This window comes from Corynebacterium sp. Marseille-P3884, assembly GCF_017942225.1.
Lineage (GTDB): Bacteria > Actinomycetota > Actinomycetes > Mycobacteriales > Mycobacteriaceae > Corynebacterium.
This window is the reverse complement of the sequence record NZ_JAGKSD010000007.1, coordinates 14,256-35,583: the sequence shown is the minus strand read 5'-3', so window position 1 is coordinate 35,583 and position 21,328 is coordinate 14,256. Positions and strand designations below refer to the sequence as shown.

The window sequence follows — 21,328 nt, the reverse complement described above, 5'->3', positions numbered from 1 at the left end:
GGTCCAGGACCCCTTAGTCTCGTTATGCCCGTGCGCGACGGGCGAGCGTGTTGCCCACGGACTGGATGGCCTGAACGATGATGATCAGGAGCACCACCGTCGTGAGCATCGCGATCGAGTCGAACTGCTGGTAGCCGTACGAGATAGCAAGGTCGCCGACGCCACCGCCGCCGATCGTGCCGGCCATCGCCGTGGCGGAGATCAGGCCGATCGTTGCCGTGGTGACGGCGAGAATGATGGACGATTTCGCCTCCGGCAGGAGGAAATACCTGACGGTCTGGAAGAGGCTGGCGCCCATGGAATCAGCAGTCTCGGTGATGCCGGGGTTGACCTCCAGCAGGGACTGCTCGATGAGGCGGGCGATGAACGGGGCAATGTACAAGGTCAGCGGGACGAGCGCCGCGGTGGTGCCGATGGCGGTTCCCGCGATCACGCGGGTGAACGGCGAAATAGCCACCAGCAGGATGATGAACGGCAGCGAACGGATGATGTTCACGACCACATTGAGAACGCCGTAGATGACCTTGTTGGGTTTCAAGCCGCCCGGCCGGGTGATCACGAAGGCAAGCGCCAGCGGAATGCCCAATAATGCGCCGAGGAACAGGGAAATGCCCACCATGTAGAGGGTCTCGCCGAAGGAATCGAGGTACATCTCCGGAGTGACGCGGGAGCCGGTGGTGTCGCGCCACCACGTGTTGAGCTGGTTCATGCTGTTACACCTCGCTGTTCTTCACCAGTGCGCGGGAGAGAGCCTCGCGCGCGGTGGGATCGAGTTCGGGCGGGATTACGGTGTCCACGAATTTCTGGGTCAGTTCGTGCTGCGGGTCCGCGAAGACCTGTGCCACGGGGCCGGATTCCACAAGACGGCCCTCGGAGAGCACCGCCACATTGTCGGCCAGGCGGGCAATCATGTCGATCTGGTGGGTGATGATCAAAATCGTCACACCGAGTTCTTCGTTGATATTGCGGAGCAGGTCGAGGATCTGGGAGGTGGTGATGGGGTCGAGGGCGGAGGTCGGTTCGTCGCAAAGCAGCATTGTGGGCTCCGTGACGAGGGCGCGGGCGATGCCCACGCGCTGACGCTGGCCACCGGAGAGCTGCCGCGGCTTGTGCTGGGCGCGGTCGGTGAGTCCGACCAGCTCAAGCACCTCAGCGGTGCGGCGTTCGATCTCGCTCTTCGGCGTCTTGGTCAGCTTCAACGGCGTAGCAACGTTTTCGGCGACCGTCTTCGTCTCCAGGAGGTTGACGCTCTGGAAGACCATGGCGACTTTCCGGCGGAGCTCACGCAGCTCGGACGTGCTTAAGGAAGCCGGCTGCTGTCCGTGCACGGTGACTGCGCCGGAGCTCGGGGTCTCCAGCCCGTTCACCATCCGGAACAGCGTGGATTTGCCGGCACCCGAGGTGCCCACGACACCGGTGACACTGCCTTCGGGGACAGTGAAACTGATGTCGTCGAGGGCGGCGAAGGAACTATCCCGCGTCGGGAACACCTTGCCGACATGGTCGAATACGACAGCGTCAGTCATGGAAGTCCGTTCACTTACTTCAGAGAGTCGGGCAGGAACCAGTAGTCGTTCTCGTTCTGGGAGTCGAAGTGCTCCTTGAACTCGTCAGAACGATAAGCCTCAGCGACAGCCTTCGCCCACGGAGCGTCCTTCTTATCCTCGGTAGTGACCGCGACGAGGATCAGCTCAGGGCGCAGGTCCTCCTGGAAGACCTGCAGGTTCGGGTCGAGCTTGGCGGAGTAGCTCATCGAGCCCGGGATGACTGCCCAGTCGAGGTCCGGGAGGGAGCGCGACAGGTTGGCGGAGTCCATCGGCTTGATCTCGAGGTTATGCGGGTTCTCGGCGATATCCGATTCCGCCAACAGCGCCTCGTCGGCGTCGTCGCGGAGGGTGATCCAGCCAGCGTCGACAAGCACGTGGAGTGCGCGCGACTTATTGGAGCCGTCGAGCGGAACGCCGACCGTCTGGCCGTCAGCGACATCGTCCTGAGACTTGTGCTTCTCCGAGTACAGGCCCGCCGGGACGGTCGGAACTTCGGTAATGGAGGCGAGGTTGGCTCCCTTTTCCTCGTTGAACACGTTCATCCACGCGGTGTGCTGCTCGACGTTGAGGTCGGCGGAGCCTTCCGCGAGAGCCGTGTCGGCCTGGGTGAGGTCGGTGAAGTTCTGAACGTCGACCGTGTAGCCCTCTTCCTCCAAGATGGGGGCGACACCGTCCTGGAAGAGCTCAGAGTACGGGCCCGGGGAGGTTGCGACGCGGATGGTCTTGTCGTCGCCCGCATCGGTGCTTTCGCTAGAGCCGCATGCGGTGAGGCCAAGAACGAGGGAGCCAGCTGCCACGGCGGCCGCGATCTTCTTGAACATTCTGTGGTCCTTTCACGTTTCTAAAAGTGCTGTAGCTGAATGCTAATACTAAACCGTACGGTATGCCTAAACAAGACCGAGCTGTCTAACTTGGTGCTGGCACGGTCGCCCGAGTTGACGCGTATCCTGGACTGCATGACTCAGAAGACACAGACGATCACCTTCCATACCAACCACGGCGACATCGCCGTCGACCTGTTCGGCAACCACGCGCCGAAGACGGTCGAGGTCATCACCGGCCTGGCTAAGGGCACCCAGGAGTACTCCACGAAGAACGCCTCCGGCTCCAACGAGGGCCCGTTCTACGACGGCGCGATCTTCCACCGCATCATCCCGGGCTTCATGATCCAGGGCGGCGACCCGACCGGCACCGGCACCGGCGGCCCGGGCTTCCAGTTCGCCGACGAGTTCCACCCGGAGCTCCAGTTCGACCGCCCGTACCTGCTCGCCATGGCTAACGCCGGCCCGGGCACGAACGGCTCCCAGTTCTTCATCACCGTCGCGCAGACCCCGCACCTGAACAACCGCCACACGATCTTCGGCGAGGTCACCGACGAGGCATCCAAGAAGGTCGTCGACGAGATCGCGAACGTGCCGACCGGCCGCATGGACCGCCCGGTCGAGGACGTCGTGATCAACTCCGTCACCGTTTCCGATTAATTGAAGCGCGTCCTTTACGGCGCCCCCGCCACGGCGACCATTGCGTCGCTGTGCGTGGGGGCGTTCCTCGTTGCAGCGTTCCAAGCACATTCGCTTATCGACGTCATCTGGTCCTCCCACGCCGGCACCTCCACCGTCCTGTGGGGCCCTTTTGTCGCAGGTGAGCCTTTTGGTCTGCTCCGTGCTGTGACCTCCGGGTTCATGCACTTGGACATCACCCACCTGACGGTCAATGTGCTCATGCTCGTCGCGGTCGGTGCGGCAGTGGAACGAGCCGTGGGCACGGGGCCGTTCGTGCTCGCGTACCTCGCTGGTGTTCTAGGCGGGTCCGCTGCCGTGCTCATCTTCGGCTTCGACCAGCCCACCGCCGGTGCCTCCGGCGCGCTGTACGCCCTGATGGCGCTGCTCGTCGCCGTCGCCGCTCGCAGTCACGCCGACCTGCGTGCCCCGCTCGTCCTGGTCGGCGGTAACTTGATTTTCACGCTGATCACGCCGAATGTGAGTCTCTGGGGCCACCTCGGCGGACTCATCGCGGGGGCTTTGATGGCGGCACCGCTGACCTCGGAGGACATGCGCGTCCGGTGGGGTGGGGCAGCAGGTGCGGTCGCAGTGGCAGCCGCCGCAGTTGCCGTGCCGGTGCTGTCCTAGCTCCGCCTACTCTTTCGACTTGTCGTAGCGAGCTGTGTCGACGATCTCCAGTGCCTCGTCCTGGGAGAGCCCCGAGTCGCGCAAGCTCATCATCTCCAGCGTCGACACATTGCCTGTCTCCCGGTTCGCAGCCGAGAGGAATAGTCCATCCCACGGGTCGCCGTCGTCGTCGATGAACTCAAAATAGGCGATCTGGGCGTCGTCCGCGCCCTCCACCTCGACGTCTTCCACACCCCGCGGCTGAATCTCATTGTCTTGGGCGAAGAGATTTCCGTAGAGCGCAATCTGGTTGGTCGCGTCCGCCTCGGGAGCTTCCCCTGTATCGCGGGTCATGCGGATCTGCACGGCTGGATCTTCGCTCATCGCACCCACGACCCACCGATCTCTGATCACGTCGTCGTCTGTGTCGAGCTTCTCCCAGTCCTTCGGCACATCGATCGTCAGCGGACCGGAGCTGATCTCCATCGTCTCCCCACTCTCGCTGCTTGAGGAGCCAGATTCAGATTCGTTCGTGTCCTCCTCACCGAAGATGCCGCCGCAACCAGCGAGACTGAGCGGCGCTACCAGTGCGGCAGCGACGAGGACGGTCTTGAGGCGAGATGTCCGCGACGACGCGCGCCGATCGGTGTTCGTTGTGATCCAGGACATGGTGCGTCGGTTCATGTACCTCAGGCTACATCGGCGGTGAACCACACGATGGTGCCGAGACACGGTTGGGATACGGCTGAGACACAGCCGAAACCCATCTATTCGTCCTCGAGGGCAAGCTCGAAAACGAGGCCGCTGCAGAGCACGCGGGCGTTCGCGGTGCCGTTCCACTGAGGGGTGAAGCCGACTTCTTTCAGGGCACTGACGAGCGCTTCGCCGATCGCCACGTCCTCATCCGAGCCCGGGTTGTCCATGGAGCTGAAGCCGAAGTGCAGCTCGCCACTGTGAATGAGACCGTCCACGTCCTGGGTCGTGCAGTAGGCGTAACCGCGGTGGCCGGCATCAGTGGCCTTGTCTGCTCCTTCTTCCGCGGCCTCGCCTTTGTCCCAGCCCTCGTCGAAGGAGAAGGAAAGGTCGCGCTGGGAGAGCGCGTCACGGAGAGCGTCGATACGCTGGGCGTCTTCGGAGGGGCCGGTGATGAGGCGGGCGTATTCAGCGCGGACTTCCTCGATCAGGGCGGGAAGGTCTGTGTCGCTGATGTCGCCATCCATGTCATCTTCGTACCCCGCGGTGATTTCATGGACGCTCCAGCCGTGGCAGAGCATGAGGGAAATGTCGTTGGGACGTTCTTGAGGTTCGTAGAGGTTGAAGGACGGTGGGAATGTACTGGTCAGCATTGCGTGTGAAGCCATGCCCCGAAGTGTATGTGCGAAAGTGTGGGATTAGCGCGGAAAAGTTATCCACAGGGTGTGGATGAACCTGTGCATAAGTCACTTCTGTCCCACTTTGCACAATCTGTGGATAAGTGGAATTCATCTCCCTGAACTGGTGTTTTCACAAATCTTCGCCGGTTTTGTGCACAGGTCTGTGGAAAAGTTCCTGTAGGTTTCCGGCTGGGGATAGTTGGGGATAAGTCCGTGAACAACACGCCGCGATATCCACACGTTCCACAAAGTGCAGGGCAGCCGGGCATGAAAAAACCGGCGCCCGCGTCAATTGCGGTGCGCGCCGGTGAGGTGGGGTGGGGTGGGTGGTTTAACGCCAACCCATGGTCATCAGCAGGCCGATGACCAAGCCGCCGAAGCCGATGGCATAGTTCCACGGGCCGAGCTCGTTCATGAACGGGATCTGGTTGCCGGCGAGGTAGTTGACCACGAGCCACAGCAGGCCGATGATCATGAAGCCGAACATCAGGATCTTGTACCAAATCGGGGTGCCGCCGGTATTGATCTTCACCGGGGTGCGGTTGACACCGGTGGAAGTAGTGGTCGACGGGGTGCTGACTGTGTCCTTAGTGACCTTTGCCTTAGGCATGATGCACGTCCTTCATCGTGTGCTCCTCCGCGCGCGAAGTGGAGACCCCCAGTGGGGCGGCGCAGGGTGGAGAGGTATATCTACGGGTTTCTTCTGTGCGGTGACTTTACCAGCAGGCTCGCACTGGACCTAGATGGAACCTGCTGGGTGGCGGTCGGCGCTAGGGGTTGGGGAGAATGCTCTCCACGCCGTCGCGCAGCGCGTTCTTCCAGATATCGACGGTGATGTCCGCGTCCTTGCGGACCTCGGCGCCTTCGGCGGGTCGTTGGCCCGCGATGAGACCGTGGTCGTTGATATCCGGGGTGTCCACCGAATGCTCCGTTTTCAGATTTCCGGTCCAGCCCTCCTTGCGCAGGGTCGCTTCAGCCTGTTCCGGGGACTGGCGCACGAGCTTCGGCATCTTGAACAGCATTCCGTTGGAGGTACGCAGCTCAATCGTGGTGCCGCGGTCCACCTCTTCGCCCTTACCGGCGACAGCGAGGACCTCGTCCTTCGGCTTCAGGGAATCCACCTCGACAGTCGTGGACTCCAGGCCCAGAGACGACAGGACAGACTCCGCCTGAGCGAGGTTCATGCCCTCCAGGGACGGCACCTTGACCTTTTCGCGGCCGTCGGAGACGGTCACGCTCACCTTCGACCCCTTCGACAACTGGGATCCGGCAGCCGGCTGCTGCGACATGATCACGCCCTCGGGGACGGTGTCGGAGTGCTCGCGCTTGATGTCGTCGTCAAGCTTGAGCCCTGCTTTTTCGAGCTCGGCCGCCGCGTCCTGCGGGCTCATGTCCGTGAGATCCGGCACGTCCGTGATCTCGCGGCCCGACGAAACGGTCACCGTGATCGGCGTGCCCTTCTGCAGCTGCGAACCCTCCGTCGGGTTCGTGCTGAGCACCTCGCCGCGCGGGACCTCCGGATGCGGCGACTCATTCACCGTGACCTGCAGCCCCAGCTTCTCCAGCTCCTGGACAGCCTCCTCGCGCTTCTTGCCCACGACCTTCGGCACGAAGACCATGTCCTTGGCCGCCTCCTGAGCGCGGTCGTTGCGCACCTTGTTGAACGCGAACGCGCCGCCGCCGAGCAACATGACTGCCGCCATCAAAATGGCGAGAATCTTCATGCCCGTGTTGCCCGTCTTCTGCGTCTCGCGCCGGTGCTGCTCATAACGGCTCTGCTCGGCGACAGGCTCCGGCTCGTCCTCGAGCTCCGCCTCCGCCAGATGATTGCGTCCGGCCTCCGTGACCGCGCCGCGCTCGAGACGCTCCAAGTCATCCGCCATCTCCAGAGCCGACTGGTAGCGGTCCGCCGGGTGCTTCGCCATCGCCGTGAGAATCACCGCGTCGACATTGACGGCCTCAGACTCCGTCAAGTCCTCGATCCGCGCGCTCGGCGGCTCCGGATCCTCCTGGACATGCTGGTACGCCACCGCGAAAGGCGTCTCGCCCTCGAACGGCGGGGTGCCCGTGACCGCCTCGTACATCACGCAGCCCAGCGCGTAGAGGTCACTGCGGGCGTCGGCGTTCTTGCCGCGGGCCTGCTCCGGCGAGAGGTATTGCGCCGTGCCGATCACCGCGGACGTCTGTGTCATCGCCGCCGTCGAATCATCCAGCGCACGCGCGATACCGAAATCCATCACCTTCACCTCGCCGGTGCTGGTGACCATGATGTTCGCCGGCTTCACGTCGCGGTGAATGATCCCGGAATCGTGGCTGGCCTGCAACGCCAGCGTCACCGGGAACAGCATCGCCGCGGCTTCCTCCGGGCGCAACGGTCCGTCCTCGCGCACGATCGCGCGCAAATCACGGCCCTTGATGTGCTCCATCACGATGTACGGGATGGAAATGCCCTCCACGACCGTCTCGCCCGTGTCGTAGACCGCGACGATATTCGGGTGGTTCAGGCGCGCAGAATTCTGGGCCTCCTTGCGGAAGCGCTGGCGGAAATTCTCGTCGCGGGCCATGTCGATCTTGAGCATTTTGATCGCTACTTCACGGCCCAGAAGGGTGTCCGTGGCCACGTAGACGTCGGACATGCCGCCGGTGCCGATGGAGTTACCGAGCTGGTAACGGTCGCCGATGAGAGTCATGTGTCGATTGTCCTTTGTGGTTTACGGATTAGGCAGTCCCGGGATCTCCAGGCTGGGAATTGGGTCGCCGTCAGCCGGCGGCTCCGGCTGCGTGGCGGGCGGTTCCGGTGGCTGCTGCGTCGGGCGGGACGGCTGGGAGGGCTGGCGGGACGGCCGGTCGTTCGGTTCCGTCGGTTCCTCGCTCGGCCGTTCGGTTTCCGGCGAATTGTACAGGGTCGACGGCGACGATTTCGTCGGGCGCTCGCGAGACGTCGTCGTTTCTTCCGCGGTGCGGGTCTCGGTCACCGTCTCTGTCGGGGCGGAAGACTCAGTTTCGGGCGCCGTGGTGCTGGTCACCGGGGTGGTGGGCTCTTCGCTGCCGCCGGTCAGCTCCTTGAAGAAACCGGAGGTATAAGCCCACACCGCCGCGCCGACGAGAAGCAAGACTAGGAGGGCGACGAGGAGACCGGTGCCGAAGGCGCCGTTGCCGGACTTTTCTTTCTTGGGCGCGGGCGCTGTCTGCTGGGGGCGCCGCGCCGGGCGCGCCGCCGCGATAGGAGACTCCTGCAGCGGGGTTTCCGGGTGCAGGGTGGTCGCCTCGGTGACGGCGGCGAGCTGCGCGGTGGATTCCTGCGGGGGCGGCTCGACGGGCACGGCGCGCTTGGTCGTGGTGGTGACCGGGCGCTTGCCGTCGCGGGCGTCGGCAATGGCGTGCTGGAATTCTGCGCCGTTGTTAAAGCGGGTGTTCGGATCCTTGCGCAGGGCGATGCCGATGAGCTCGCGCGTCGGGGCGGAGATCGTGGTGGACATCGGCGGCACTTCGCTGGAGACGTGCGCAAGCGCGACGGACACGGAGGAATCGCCGGTGAAAGGGCGCTGGCCGGTGAGCAGCTCGTAGCCGACGACAGCCAGGGAGTACACGTCGGAAGCGGGGGAGACCTCGAGTCCCTGTGCCTGCTCCGGGGAGACGTACTGCGCGGTGCCCACGACCATGCCGGTGCGGGTCAGCGGGACGGCGGCGGCAGCCTTGGCGATGCCGAAGTCGGTGATCTTCACCTTGCCGTTCTGGGTGATCATGAGGTTGCCGGGCTTGATGTCGCGGTGCACCAGACCCAGCTGGTGGATCACGGCGAGGCCGTGGGCGGCCTGCTCGAGAACGTCGAGGGCCATTGCCTCGTCGAGCTTGCCTTCGCGGGCGATGAGGTCTGCCAGGGATTCGCCGCGGATGTATTCCATGACGATGAAGCAGACGTTGAAGCCTTCGCGGGAGGAGACCTCGCGGTAGTCGTAGGTGGCTACGACATTGGAGGAGTGGATGCCCTTCGCGGCGTTGGCTTCATTGCGGAAGCGGGTGAGGAACTCTTCGGTGCCGGCGAATTCGGGGCGGAGCACCTTGACGGCGACTTCGCGGTCGTTGGCGGTGTCGTCGGCGAGCCAGACGGTGGACATGCCACCGTGGCCGATGATCCACTGGAGTTCGTAGTCGGGGCCGATGAGCTCCTGGAGTTCAGCGCGGTTGTCGGTGTGCATTACTCAGCGCCTCCTGCGGTTTTCTCGTCCTGCTTGTCGTCTTTCGGGGCTGGGGCTGTGGTGAGGATGGTGCGGCCGATGGGGGCCGAGACCTGCCCGCCGGTGGCGCCTTCGCCGTGCCCGCCGCCGTCTTTGACGACGACGGCGACGGCGACGTCCTTATCGGGGTCGAACGCGACGTACCAGGCGTGCGGGGGAAGGTTCTCGCCGTGCTCGGCGGTGCCGGTCTTGGAGGCCAAGCTGTTGCCGTTGTAGCCGTAGGTGTTGCGCTCCGACTTGAACATCAGCTCGGTGATGGTCTCGGCTTCTTCCTTGCTCAGCGCTTCCGCGGCCTGGCGGGGGCGGATCTCTCGGACGGTCTTCATCTCGGGGTTGACCACGCGGGAGACCACGTGCGGCTCCATGCGGCGGCCTTCGTTGGCGACGGTGGCAGCCATGACGGCGGCCTGCAGGGCGGTCATGGTGACATCGCGCTGGCCGATGGAGGACATGCCCACGGCAGCGAGGTCCTCGAGGTCGCCGAGGGAGCCAGCGGCATTGGGCAGGCCGAGGTCGTAGTTTTCGCCGATGCCGAAGGCGGTGGAGGCCTCGCGGAGCGGACCGTCGCCGAGTTCGGTGGCCATCTGCACGAAGGCGGTATTGCACGACAGCGCGAAGGCGTTGGCCAGCGTGGTCGTGGACCCGCCACAGGGGCGGCCGCCGTAGTTGGTCAGCTGCACTTCGGTGCCGGGCAGGGTGATGGCGGCTTCGCCGGTGAGCCTGGAGTCAGGGGTGTAGCCGTTTTTCAGGCCGGCGGCGGTGGTGATGATTTTGAAGATCGAGCCGGGCGGCAGTTGGTCCTGGGTGGCGTGGTTGAGGAGGGGCTGGTCGGGGGCGTCGTTAAGCTGCTCCCATGTTTTTTCGGCGGTCTCCTCGTTGACGACGGAGTTCGGGTCGTACGACGGGTTGGAGGCCATCGCAAGGACTTCGCCTGTCGACGGACGCAGCGCCACCACCGCGCCCTTGTATCCGTTTTTCTCCAGCTGGTCGTAGGCCGCAGCCTGGGTCTTCGGGTCCAAGGTCAGCTCGACGGAATCACCGACGCGGCCGTCCTGGCTGGTGCGCAAGAAACGGTTGCCCTTCGCGCTGGATTCGCCGTTGAGATCGGCGTTGAAGCCGGATTCGATGCCAGCGGCGCCGTAGCGGTCCGACAGGTAGCCGACGACCGGCGCGAAGGAATACGGCATATTCGGGTAGCTCCGCGAGAAGAAACCGTCGCCGGCCGGCGTGGACTCGGCGAGGATCTGGCCGCCGGCGTTGATCTGGCCGCGCTCGACCTTCTTGGCTTCGATGAAGTTGCGGGAGTTGAGCGGGTTGCGCGCGTATTCCTCCTCGTGGAAGCCCTGCACCCAGGTGAGATTCGCGAGCAGCAGGACAGTGAGAAGGATGGAGCCGAAAGCGCCCCAGCGTATCGACGTATTCATCTAGCGCACCCCCACAAGTTCAGGTTGGCCAGCGTTTTCGGTGTCTTCCACTGGCCGGTTGGCGTTGTTGGAGATGCGCAGCAGCAAGCCGAGCAGGATGTAGTTCGCCATGATGGCGGAACCGCCGGCGGACATGAACGGCGTGGTCAGACCCGTCATCGGCAGCATCGCGGAGACGCCGCCGGCAACCACGAAGATCTGCACGGCGAGTGTCAGTGACAGCCCCGAGGCGACGAGTTTGCCGTAGGTGTCGCGCACAGCGAGTGCGGTGCGGAAGCCGCGGCTGATGATGATGGCGAAGATGATGAGCACCGCCGTCAACCCGACGAGACCGAGCTCCTCGCCGATGGCGGCGAGAATGTAGTCGGCGTGGGCGACGGGCACCATCTCCGGGTGGCCGAAGCCCAGGCCGGTGCCGGTCACGCCGCCCCAGCTCAGGCCGAACAGGGCCTGGGAGGGCTGGTAGCCGGTGGTGTCGTAGTTGGCCAGCGGGTCGAGGAAGTTCGCGACGCGGTCCTGGATCTTCGAGGAGACGTTGTACACGGCGAAGCCACCGACAGCGACGAGTCCGAGGCCGATGACGAGCCAGCTGACGCGCCCGGTGGCGAAGTAGACCATGCCGAGGACGGTGGCGAACAGCAGCAGCGCCGGGCCGAAGTCGTTGGACACGCCCATGATGACGATGGCGATGGCCCACACCATCAGGATCGGCGCGAGGTCGCGCAGGCGGGGGAACGTCAAGCCGAGGAAGCGGTAACCGGCAACGGTGAATAGGGAACGCTTCTGCGCCAACAGCTGCGCGAAGAAGAGCAGCAGGAGGATCTTGGAGAATTCGCCGGGCTGGATGGAAAACGGCCCGAGCCAGATCCAGATGCGGGCCTCAGCGTCCGGCGGCTGCGGCCACACGAGCGGCAGGGCGAGAAGCACCAGCCCGAGGAGTCCGAGCAGGTAGGAGTAGCGGGTGAGCTGCCGGTGGTCGCGCACGATAAGCAGCGTGGCCACGAGGAATAAGATGCCCACCAGCGACCACATCATCTGGCGCGGGGCCAGCCCGAAATCCGTCGCGAGATCGAGGCGGTAGATAATCACCAACCCGAGCGCATTCAGGGTCGCGGCCAGCGGCAACAGGACTTGGTCGGCGTGCGGCGCGGCGTAGCACATGGCCACGTGCGCGATCGCATAAACGCCGATGAAGCCGCCGACGAGCCACAGCATGTCGACGGTCAAAGCGTTGCCCTGCGACAGTTCCAGCCCGACGAGCATGAGTAGCAAGAGGGCGGCAGAGAGCACCAAGAGGAAGAGTTCGCGGCCGCGGGAGAATAGCTGGCGCATTACTTCACCTCCCGGCAGGTGCCGCCATCGGGGGCGTCGACGCAGGTGGGCAGGGCTTCGTCGGCAAGCGAATTGAGCTGGTCCGTGATATCCGCGTACGACCCGCTGCCGAGATTGTCCACGCGGCTCCGCGTGGATTCAGGCAGGTCGGACAGCGCGAAGGCTTTGCAGTCGTCCGGCACGTCGTTGGTGTCGACGAGACGGATCTGATTATCGTCGTTGATGCACACCTGCTGGACGGGTTCGTGCATGTCACGGCCGAAAACAGCGGTATTCATGCCTTGCTCGATGACGAATTCATCGCGGTCGTTGACAGCCACGAAATACGTGTCGCTGCGCGCGGAATCGAACCACCACAGGCCGCCGAGCCCAACGAGCGCGACCGCGAGAACGCCGATCACCCACGGCCACACAGAGCGAGCGCGGCCTCGGTGATCCTCCTCATCGTCGGATGCGGGTTCCTCTTTTTTGCTTATCGACGCCCCCTTGTCCCCCCTTTGCGCCCCCATCAGCTTCGCGGCGCGACCCGCGGCGGTGTCCGGGTGCGTCGACTCTTCGCCAGTGAGCAGGGCACCCGCCATGACGGGGGCGGTGGGCAACTCAGGGCTGTCTGCGTCGTCCGTGTCGACGACATCGGCCACGACCACCGTGACATTGTCCGGGCCGCCGGAACGCAGCGCCAGTTCGATGAGTCGTGTGACTGCTTCTTCCGGGGTGTCCTCAGCCAGCATGGACTCCATCGTGGAGTGGGTGACGGGGTCGGACAGTCCGTCGGAGCACAGCATGAAACGGTCGCCCGCCTTGACCGGCAGCAATTCCAGATGCGGCTCGACCGGGCGGCCCGTGTACGCCTTGAGAATGAGGGATTTCTGCGGGTGGGAGGACACGTCCTCCGGCTTCAGCTTTCCTTCGTTGACCAGGGACTGGACGAAAGTGTCGTCTTCGGTGATCTGGCTGAGCTCGCCGTCGCGCAGGCGGTAGCCGCGGGAGTCGCCGACGTGAATGAGCCCCATGTTCTCGCCGTCGAACATCAGCGCGGTGAGCGTGGTGCCCATGCCGTTTTGCTCCGGGTTCTCCTCGATGGAGGCGGAGATCGCGGCGTTTGCGTCGTCGGCAGCCGCGCCGAGCAGCGCCAATGTGTCGGCGTCTTCCGGGTCGCGGTCGAGGTGTTGCATATGCTCGACCATGAGTTGCGAGGCGACTTCACCAGCGGCGTGGCCGCCCATGCCGTCAGCGAGCAACAGCAGGTGAGGACCGGCGTACGCCGAGTCCTCGTTATTGTCGCGTACCAGCCCACGGTCGGAGGCGGTGTGGAAGTTGAGCTTCAGGTTCGTCATGGCATCAACCTCACAATCGTGCGCCCCATTTTGATGTCGGTACCCACCTGGACGCGCTCAGGTTGGTCGATGCGGATCCCGCCGACAAACGTGCCGTTACGAGAATCCAAGTCTTCCACGAACCAGTCCGATCCACGCCGGAACAAGCGGGCGTGGCGCGAAGAAGCGAAATCGTCTCCCAGGACGAAGTCGTTGTCGTCGGCGCGGCCCAGCGACAGGTCTTCCACCGTCGAGATATTCATGTGGGAGCCGCGCAGCGGGCCTTCCACCACGACGACCTCCTGAGCCTTTTCGCGGCGCGTCGACGCAGGCGCCGGCGCCACACTCGCAGTCCGACGCTGCGCCACCTCGGCTGATCTGATGTCGCGGCGCTGCACAGCCAGAACCACGAAGATGAACAGCCACAGAAGAATAAGGAGGCCGAAGCGGGCCCCGAGCATCAATGCAGAATCCATGGGTCAGATAGCCACCTTACTGCGCACCCGCGCCGTCGGGGCCAGGGTAAGGGCGAGTGCCCGCGATGCGCACCTCGATATTCGAGTGACCCACCGTGATCACGTCCCCGTCCGCGAGTTCCCAGTTGTCCACCGGCTGGTCATTGACCGTCGTGCCGTTCGTGGATTGCAGGTCGACCAGAAACGCCGCCGTGCCGTCCCAGATGATCTCCGCGTGCTGGCGGGACACTCCCGTGTCCGGCAGGCGGAAATCACAGTCATTGGAGCGGCCCAGAATATTGGACCCTTCGTGCACCGGGTACGTGCGCGACGACCCGTCCAACAGGAGCAGACTCACAGCGGGGCCGTTAGGTGCGGCCATCGCGGGGGGCTGGTTCATGGCGTGTGCCTCCTGGGCGTGTGGGGAACGGTCGGACAAAATCGCGTCGAACCCGCTCTCGACATCCGGCTCCTCGTCCACGTACGACGACACGCGCAGCTGCCCGGTCCGCAGACCGGATTCCTCCGCCACGCGCACGACAACGGGACCGTACAAGCCGATGTTCTGATTGCGGATGAAACGGGTGAGCTGCCCCGCGAGATTGGTGGGCAGGTCCGGGTCCTGCGACAAGTTTTCCAAGTCCTTGCTGGACACGCCGATCGCGAACACATTCGGCGTGATCGTCTCGTCGTACTCGTTGTTGAACAGCCCGTCGTGCATCTCCTGCTTCAATAGCTCCTCCAGCTCCGCCGGAACAACGCGTCCACCGAAGACAGCGGCGAAGCCGTTATCCAGCCCGCGCTGCAGCGAACTGTCGACTTTAGCCAACCGGTCCATCAGCCCCATCTGCCCACACCTCCTCTCATGCGTGCACTCCCAGCAGTAATGTTTCGACAGATAGTATAGGGTTCCTGGTTCCCACAACATAGCTGTAAAGCCGAAAACTGGCGTCTGCCAGTGAATTTGGAGGATTTGGGAGGGTGCGTGCTATGTTTACTTAGTCGCCCGCCCGGGTGGCGGAATTGGCAGACGCGCTGGCTTCAGGTGCCAGTGTTCGCAAGAACGTGGGGGTTCAAGTCCCCCCCCGGGCACGAACGCAAGGCCCGTCGATAAGCAAAAGCTTTAATCGGCGGGTCTTGCGCTATACCTATGTCAACCTGCTGAAAGAAAACTCAATGAACGATATCGCGCGCAAGGCAGGCGCTGAATTCCTGGCCACCCTCCTGTTTGTCTTTTCCATCATTGCCGCTGTCTCCCAGGCCGGCGACTTCGCCCCGATCGCCATCGGCTTCGCCCTGATGATCCTCGTCTACGCCACCGGCCACATCTCCGGCGGCCACGTCAACCCCGCTGTGTCTCTCGGTGCCTGGATCCGCGGCGCAATGACCGCCACCGAAATGCTCATCTACTGGGTCGCCCAGGCCCTCGGCGCAGTCGTCGGCGCTCTGATCTGCCGCACCGCTCTGCCCATGCCCGAGGAAGCAGCCCAGATTCAGACCGGCGAAGCCTTCATCGTCGAGGCGATCTTCACCTTCTTCCTCGTCTTCGTCGTCCTCAACGTCGCCACCGCAAAGGCGAACGACGGCAATTCCTACTTCGGCCTCGCCATCGGCGCGACCGTCATGACCGGCGCTTTCGCCGTCGGCCCGATCTCCGGCGGCGGCTTCAACCCGGCTGTCGCTCTCGGCCTGTCCGTCAACGGCAACTTCGACTTTTCCAACCTGTGGGTCTACGTCCTCGCCCCGTTCGTCGGTGCCGCACTTGCCGCACTGTCCTTCCGTGTCCTCAGCCCCGCTGACCACGAGCACGACCTGAAGGCATAACTTCGCGGCGTTTGCGCCATTACACTGGCGCGCATGCCGACAACCCCCATCCCCGGATACCTGGGCGCCATCCTCGACGAAGTCCGCGACATCACCGACGGCGAGAACGCCGACTACATCGAGACGCTGCGCACCGCAGACCCCGACAAGCTCGCGCTCGCGCTGTGCACACGCAGCGGCAACCTCTATTCCGTAGGGGATGACGAGTACGAATTCTCCATCCAGTCCATCTCCAAGCCGTTCGTGTACGCGATCGCGCTTGACCAAGGAGGGGTGGACAACGTTCACAGCGTCGTGGGCATGGAGCCGTCCGGCGAGGCCTTCAACGAGCTTTCGCTTGACGACGACACCAAGCGCCCCACCAACCCCATGATCAACGCCGGGGCCATCGCCGTGAACCAACTCGTCGCCGGCACCGACGCCTTAGTAGAAGAGCGCTCCGCCATGGTCTTGGATGTCTTTTCCAAGCTGGCGGGGCGCCCTTTGCGTTTCGACGAAGAGATCATCACCGCCGAACTCGACACCGCCGACCGCAATATGGCGCTCGCGCACATGCTCCGCGTCTACGGCATCATCGAAGACGACGTCGACGACGCAGTGACCAGCTACATCCGGCAGTGCTCCATCATGGTCACCGTGAAAGACCTGGCTGTCATGGCTGCGACCCTCGCCAACGGCGGTGTCCAGCCCGTCACCGGCGAGAAAGTCCTCAGCTCCGAAGCCTGCCGCCTCACTCAGTCCGTCATGGCGTCGGCCGGCATGTACGACGGCTCGGGCAAGTGGATGTCCACCGTCGGCATCCCCGCGAAATCCGGCGTGGCTGGCGGCCTCATCGGTACTCTGCCCGGCCAACTCGGCGCCGCGTCCCTGTCCCCGCGCCTGAACGAGAAGGGCAATTCCGTCCGCGGCGTGGAGATCTTCCGCCGCCTCTCCAAGTCCCTCGGCCTGCACATGATGGGCTCGCACTACTACTCCGCGCCGGGCATCCGGTCGGTGCGCCGCGAGGGCGACACCCACGTCGCGGAACTCCAGGGCATGATCAACTTCACCGCCGCCGAGCAGATCCTCCACGAGCTGGTGGAGCGCGACCTCGTCGGTGACGAGCTCGTCCTCGATTTCTCCCACGTGACGTCGTTCAACTTGGCCGGCCGCCGCATCATCAAGGAAGGTCTTCGCCAATTCCGCGAGGACGGCTTCGACGTCGCTGTCTACGACCCCGACAACGCCATGCCGGACTACGAGTTTTCCGACGGCACCACCGTCGAATCCATCCAGGATTTCACCGACTCTTTCACGGTTTCCGCTTCCCGCAAGGACGCTTTCAGCGTCGTGTCCCAGCCCAAGGACTGGTGGCAGGACGATGATGCCGGCGAGTTCACCGTCGACCAAGACGACGAAGCCCAGCGCGTTGTTCTCCATAGCGAGCCCACCGGCGAGGATTTCATCTTCGACTTCGACGAAGACGAAAACGGCAGCACCCGCGTCCACCTCACCCACCGCGGCCTGCGTCCCAACTTCGAGGAAGCTGCCGAACGGTGGCACGAACGTATCCGCCAGCGCCTCGAACCGCTGATCAACCGGGGAGACTAGCTGTAGGCGCGACCGGCAGCCGCCGCCGTGCCCCCTGTTCAACCTTGGCGAGAACACTAACATCGGGTTGGAACACGTCGACGCCGCTACAGGCAGGAGGAATCATGCTGGACAGCACGATCTGGTGGCATATCTACCCACTCGGCGCCACGGGTGCCCCGATCCGGGACCGCGACAGCGACAACGGCAACAGCGCCGAAGATGCCGCACCGCGACTCCGCCAGCTCGAACCTTGGCTCGATTACCTCATCGAACTCGGCTGCGACGGTCTGCTGCTCGGCCCCATTTTCGAGTCCGTCGCGCACGGCTACGACACGCTTGACCACTACCGCATCGACGCGCGCCTGGGCTCCAACGAGGACTTCGACTGGCTCATGGACGCCTGCAGGCAGCGCGGTATCAAGGTGATGCTCGACGGCGTGTTCAATCATGTGGCGGTGACCCACGCGGCCGTCGATAAGGGCCTTGCTGGAAGCACGAACTGGGAGGGGCACGACGAGCTGGCCACGCTCCACCACGACGACGAACGCGTGCGCGACATGGTCGTCGACATCATGAAATTCTGGCTCGCGCGCGGCATCGCCGGCTGGCGCCTCGACGTCGCGTACTCCGTTCCGCCCGAATTCTGGTCCGACGTGCTCGCCCGCGTCCGCGCGGACTACCCCGACGCGCTCTTCCTCGGCGAAGTCATCCACGGCGACTACGTCCAGATCGCCGGCGACGGCACACTCGACGCCGTCACCCAGTACGAACTGTGGAAAGCCATCTGGAGTTCGCTTCACGACGCCAACTTCTGGGAGCTCGACCACGCCCTTTCCCGCCACCGCGACGTGTCCGCCCAGCTGCTCACCAACACGTTCATCGGCAATCACGACGTCGACCGCATCGCCAGCAAAGTCGGCCAGGACAAAGAAATCCTCGCCTTAGGGATCCTCATGACCCTGCCCGGCATGCCCAGCATCTACTACGGCGACGAGCAAGGCTTCGAAGGCACGCGCGGCGACGGCTTCAGCGCCGACGATGCCGTCCGCCCAGCCCTGCCCGCGACCCCCGCCGAGCTTGCCGACCTCGGCTCGTGGATCTTCCGCGAACACCAGGCACTCATCGGTCTGCGCCGCCGCAACCCGTGGCTCACCCGCGCCGACATCGAGGTCCTCGACAAGACCAACGAGACCATCAGCTACCGCGTCTTCGCCGACAGCGAGCAATTGCTTATCGACGCCTGGCTCACCCCCGCCCCCGGCATCCGCATCCGCTCCGCGGATCCCGCCGCCGAGACCGTCTACGAGTGGACCCCCTAAGCCCGCTGCTCAAACCCGGTCGACTAGGCCGCGCCTGCCCCGCCCTCCTGGTTTTCGCCCGTTTTTCACGCCCTGTGACCTGCTTGTTTAGGCGATGTCTACTGAAGTAGACATCGTTTCGTAGACGACGGGTTGCGGGGCGTTTAACGTTTGTGCTGTGAACGATTTTGACGCGTTTCTAACAACACTCGGCAGTCCCATGGACATCCTGGCCGGTTTCGACCGCCAGGCTGCTCAGGCTGCCGGCGTCAAACCCACCACCTACATCGAGTGGGAGAAAGCCCACGAGGTGTACTTCGGCACCACCCGCTCCACCCGCAAGCAAGCCCACGCGGTACGCATCGCTCGCGAAACCGGGAAGTCGTTGGACCAGATCCTGTTCATCGAACAGCAAGTGCGTTCGTTGGGTACGGAGAAGGAGAAGTGGAAGATCCGCCTGGCGTTGTTGTCGGTGCGTGGGAACTACGAGACGTTGAAACGCCGCGCCAAAGACATCGTCCCCGAACCAGACACGCCTGCCCCTGAGTCGGCGGTGCGGTTCGGCAAGGAGCGGAAAGGCAAACGCACTTTTAGTGCTACTGGTGATGCGAGTGATATCGCCGCCCTTGAGTACGCCCTGCGTCAAAAACTCGACGCTAACCGTCCTGAGGGTCCGCAGATGTACGAGGCATTCCACGACCTGCTGCACAAGGATGGTGCTGTTGCTGATGCTGTCCCACGCCCGCTGGTGCAAATCCCGCTGGCGGATTACATCTCGATCCTCGGCGGCCAAGGCGATGACACCATCCTGGGGCTATCTGATGGCACGACGATGACTGGTGCGGAGTACCTGATGCACCATCACTCCAAGGACCTTGAGGTGGCACTGTTCCACCCGCAGGCAGGTCCGGTGAACCTGTACAACACGAAACGGTTCGCCAATAAGAAACAACGCGACCTCGCCCGAGCAACACTGACGACGTGTCCGGTGCCGGATTGTCGGCATGCTGCTGATAACTGCGAGGTCCACCACATCGAACCCTGGGCCCGCGGTGGACAGACGAATATGAACAACTTGTCGGTGTTGTGCAGGTATCACAACCGCACCAACGATGATGACCCCGACAGACACAGCAGGGGTCGAATACAGGTGCGCGATGGGACACCGACATGGGTTTCACCGCGCGGAACACCAGTACCGAACAGGACACACCAATACGGTGCCATGCACCTACTGTTCGGGAAATAGCGAAAAGGCCGCAGACACAGTCTGACCACGCTCATCGCGTGAGTCAGGCATGTCCACGGCCAGTTCGGCGCGCCTGAAAAACTAGCGCATGAGGTCGCGTCCGTATTTGAGCGCGAAGGTCAGGGCCTGTGCCCACCGCTCGGGGGCGATGCCGTCGGGGCCGGCAATGGGAACGATGCGCTGCTCGGAAACCGTGCGGGACTCGGTGTACTTGAGCAGGCCGCCGTCGCCGTGGCGGCGCCCGACACCGGAACGCTTCCAGCCGCCCATCGGCGCGCCGATGGAGGACCAGCCGGCACCGTAGCCTTCATTGATGTTCACGGTGCCCGCCTGGAGCTGGGACGCGATCTCGTGGGCGGTGGACGGCTTACCGAAGACGGAGGCGTTCAATCCGTACTCGGTGTCGTTCGCCTTGGCGATGGCTTCTTCGTGGGAGTCGACGACCTCGATGTAGACGACTGGACCGAAGACTTCTTCGCGGTACAGGCGCGCATCTTCGGGCACGTTGAGGAGAACGGTCGGGGCGTAGAACGCGGGCCCGAGGTCGGTGAGGCGCTTGCCTCCGGTGGCGACGGTCGCACCCTTGCTCACGGCGTCGTCGACGAATTCAGCGACGGTGTCAGCCTGGTCTTCGTTGATGAGGGAGCCCATGTCGATGTCCCAGTCGTGGCCGCCGCCGATACGCATCTTTTCGACGCAGCGCACGAACGCCGGAATGAACTTGTCAGCCACGGCGCGATGAACGTACATGCGCTCAATAGAGATGCACAGCTGACCGGTGTTGGAGAAGCAGGCGTGGCGGACACCGCTGACGACCTTGTCCACATCGGCGTCGGCCGTGAGGATCAGCGGGTTCTTGCCGCCGAGCTCGCCGGAGAATCCGATGAGACGTTCACCGGCCTGCGCAGCCAGTTTCGCGCCGGTGGCAGAGGAACCGGTGAACATCAGGTAGTCGGTTTCTTGCACGAGCAGCTGCCCGACTTCGCGGCCGGAGCCGGGCACGACGTTGAGAACGTCCTTCGGCAGGCCAGCCTCGGCGAACAGTTCAGCGGCGCGCAGCGCGGTCAGCGGGGTAGAGGAGTCGGGTTTGAGCACGACGGTGTTGCCGGCGAGGATCGCGGGGATGGCGTCGGAAAGGCTGAGCACGAGCGGGTAGTTCCATGGTGCGATGATGCCGACAACGCCGACGGGCGCATGCTCGACGCGGGTCTTCGTCGCGATCGGCAGGGCGACTTTCGCGCCCTCGCTCTTGAGCAGCTTGCCTGCGCGGTATGCGTAGTGCCGGGCGGTCAGCGCGCTGTCGAGAACTTCCTCGAAAGCGGAGCGGCGGTTCTTGCCGTTCTCGTCCTGGATGAGGTCGAGCAGTTCCTTCTGGTGCTTCAGCACGAGGTCGTGGTAGCGCAGCATGATCTTTTTGCGCTCTTTGACCGGGGTGGCGGCCCATTCGGGCTGTTTGGCGCGGGCGCGCTCGATGTACTCGCGGGCGGTCTCCGCACAGTGGTAGTTCGTCGTGCCGACGATGGTGCCGTCAGCAGGGTTTTTGATGGTTTTGGTCGAATTGTCCTGGTTAAGCAGCGTCGTCATAGTCCCCA

18 protein-coding genes, 1 tRNA gene and 2 pseudogenes are annotated in these 21,328 nt (G+C 63.8%); 7 read left to right on the top strand and 14 right to left on the bottom strand.

What is annotated here, in order from left to right; genetic code table 11:
- Positions 1 to 22: 22 nt before the first annotated feature.
- The 3 genes and pseudogenes from J5Y21_RS05765 to J5Y21_RS05755 all read right to left on the bottom strand — a co-directional run bounded on the left by J5Y21_RS05765 (position 23) and on the right by J5Y21_RS05755 (position 2,368).
- The gene (locus J5Y21_RS05765; protein WP_210573596.1) at positions 23 to 709 is read right to left on the bottom strand and encodes a methionine ABC transporter permease; all 687 of its coding nucleotides are present in this window, start codon (positions 707 to 709) and stop codon (positions 23 to 25) included.
- Positions 710 to 779: 70 nt separating this feature from the next.
- A pseudogene (locus J5Y21_RS05760) lies at positions 780 to 1,526 on the bottom strand (ATP-binding cassette domain-containing protein); the annotation flags it as partial.
- A gap of 14 nt (positions 1,527 to 1,540) precedes the next feature.
- On the bottom strand, positions 1,541 to 2,368 hold the full coding sequence (locus J5Y21_RS05755; protein WP_210573594.1) for a MetQ/NlpA family ABC transporter substrate-binding protein: 828 nt from the start codon (positions 2,366 to 2,368) through the stop codon (positions 1,541 to 1,543).
- A 135-nt stretch (positions 2,369 to 2,503) separates the two neighbouring features.
- Between J5Y21_RS05755 and J5Y21_RS05750 the strand changes: the two genes are divergently transcribed.
- Together J5Y21_RS05750 and J5Y21_RS05745 are read left to right on the top strand one after the other, a co-directional pair.
- Positions 2,504 to 3,028 (top strand): peptidylprolyl isomerase, encoded by a 525-nt coding sequence (locus J5Y21_RS05750; RefSeq protein WP_210573593.1) that lies wholly within the window; start codon positions 2,504 to 2,506, stop codon positions 3,026 to 3,028.
- Positions 3,029 to 3,676: a rhomboid family intramembrane serine protease gene (locus tag J5Y21_RS05745; protein WP_210573592.1), complete on the top strand. Its 648-nt coding sequence runs from the start codon at positions 3,029 to 3,031 to the stop codon at positions 3,674 to 3,676.
- A gap of 6 nt (positions 3,677 to 3,682) precedes the next feature.
- On the opposite strand, the gene J5Y21_RS05740 is transcribed toward J5Y21_RS05745, so the two are convergent.
- The 10 genes from J5Y21_RS05740 to J5Y21_RS05695 all read right to left on the bottom strand — a co-directional run bounded on the left by J5Y21_RS05740 (position 3,683) and on the right by J5Y21_RS05695 (position 14,640).
- A complete protein-coding gene (locus J5Y21_RS05740) occupies positions 3,683 to 4,339 on the bottom strand; it encodes a hypothetical protein (RefSeq protein WP_210573590.1) in 657 nt (218 codons plus the stop codon).
- Positions 4,340 to 4,422: 83 nt separating this feature from the next.
- On the bottom strand, positions 4,423 to 5,016 hold the full coding sequence (locus tag J5Y21_RS05735; protein WP_246874994.1) for a hypothetical protein: 594 nt from the start codon (positions 5,014 to 5,016) through the stop codon (positions 4,423 to 4,425).
- Positions 5,017 to 5,359: 343 nt separating this feature from the next.
- Positions 5,360 to 5,638 carry a cell division protein CrgA gene (gene crgA, locus J5Y21_RS05730; protein WP_210573589.1) on the bottom strand — a complete coding sequence of 93 codons (279 nt, stop codon included), beginning with the start codon at positions 5,636 to 5,638 and terminating at the stop codon, positions 5,360 to 5,362.
- 160 nt (positions 5,639 to 5,798) lie between these two features.
- Complete coding sequence (gene pknB / locus J5Y21_RS05725; RefSeq protein WP_210573587.1) at positions 5,799 to 7,718, bottom strand: Stk1 family PASTA domain-containing Ser/Thr kinase; 1,920 nt, start codon at positions 7,716 to 7,718, stop codon at positions 5,799 to 5,801.
- A 21-nt stretch (positions 7,719 to 7,739) separates the two neighbouring features.
- Positions 7,740 to 9,227 (bottom strand): serine/threonine-protein kinase, encoded by a 1,488-nt coding sequence (locus tag J5Y21_RS05720; protein ID WP_210573586.1) that lies wholly within the window; start codon positions 9,225 to 9,227, stop codon positions 7,740 to 7,742.
- Positions 9,227 to 10,690: a penicillin-binding protein 2 gene (locus J5Y21_RS05715; protein ID WP_210573585.1), complete on the bottom strand. Its 1,464-nt coding sequence runs from the start codon at positions 10,688 to 10,690 to the stop codon at positions 9,227 to 9,229. The genes J5Y21_RS05720 and J5Y21_RS05715 overlap by 1 nt, the downstream gene beginning before the upstream one ends.
- Positions 10,691 to 12,022, bottom strand: a complete 1,332-nt coding sequence (locus J5Y21_RS05710) for an FtsW/RodA/SpoVE family cell cycle protein (protein ID WP_210573584.1) — start codon at positions 12,020 to 12,022, stop codon at positions 10,691 to 10,693.
- Entirely contained in the window at positions 12,022 to 13,359 is a 1,338-nt protein-coding gene (locus tag J5Y21_RS05705) for a protein phosphatase 2C domain-containing protein (protein WP_210573583.1), read from the bottom strand. The genes J5Y21_RS05710 and J5Y21_RS05705 overlap by 1 nt, the downstream gene beginning before the upstream one ends.
- Positions 13,356 to 13,814, bottom strand: a complete 459-nt coding sequence (locus tag J5Y21_RS05700) for an FHA domain-containing protein (RefSeq protein WP_210573582.1) — start codon at positions 13,812 to 13,814, stop codon at positions 13,356 to 13,358. The genes J5Y21_RS05705 and J5Y21_RS05700 overlap by 4 nt, the downstream gene beginning before the upstream one ends.
- A 16-nt stretch (positions 13,815 to 13,830) precedes the next feature.
- Positions 13,831 to 14,640, bottom strand: coding sequence for a DUF3662 and FHA domain-containing protein (locus J5Y21_RS05695; RefSeq protein ID WP_210573581.1), 810 nt, complete (start codon positions 14,638 to 14,640; stop codon positions 13,831 to 13,833).
- A 161-nt stretch (positions 14,641 to 14,801) separates the two neighbouring features.
- Between J5Y21_RS05695 and J5Y21_RS05690 the strand changes: the two genes are divergently transcribed.
- The 5 genes and pseudogenes from J5Y21_RS05690 to J5Y21_RS05670 all read left to right on the top strand — a co-directional run bounded on the left by J5Y21_RS05690 (position 14,802) and on the right by J5Y21_RS05670 (position 19,736).
- A tRNA-Leu gene (locus J5Y21_RS05690) sits at positions 14,802 to 14,885 on the top strand.
- An 84-nt stretch (positions 14,886 to 14,969) separates the two neighbouring features.
- The gene (locus tag J5Y21_RS05685; protein ID WP_210573580.1) at positions 14,970 to 15,617 is read left to right on the top strand and encodes an aquaporin; all 648 of its coding nucleotides are present in this window, start codon (positions 14,970 to 14,972) and stop codon (positions 15,615 to 15,617) included.
- A gap of 24 nt (positions 15,618 to 15,641) precedes the next feature.
- A pseudogene (locus J5Y21_RS05680) lies at positions 15,642 to 16,895 on the top strand (glutaminase); the annotation flags it as partial.
- A gap of 416 nt (positions 16,896 to 17,311) precedes the next feature.
- Positions 17,312 to 18,508, top strand: coding sequence for an alpha-amylase family protein (locus tag J5Y21_RS05675; protein ID WP_210573579.1), 1,197 nt, complete (start codon positions 17,312 to 17,314; stop codon positions 18,506 to 18,508).
- Between the two features lie 157 nt (positions 18,509 to 18,665).
- Positions 18,666 to 19,736 (top strand): HNH endonuclease signature motif containing protein, encoded by a 1,071-nt coding sequence (locus J5Y21_RS05670; RefSeq protein ID WP_349236953.1) that lies wholly within the window; start codon positions 18,666 to 18,668, stop codon positions 19,734 to 19,736.
- Positions 19,737 to 19,817: 81 nt separating this feature from the next.
- Here J5Y21_RS05670 and J5Y21_RS05665 read toward each other — a convergent pair whose 3' ends face one another.
- Complete coding sequence (locus tag J5Y21_RS05665) at positions 19,818 to 21,320, bottom strand: succinic semialdehyde dehydrogenase (RefSeq protein ID WP_210573578.1); 1,503 nt, start codon at positions 21,318 to 21,320, stop codon at positions 19,818 to 19,820.
- Positions 21,321 to 21,328 lie beyond the last annotated feature (8 nt).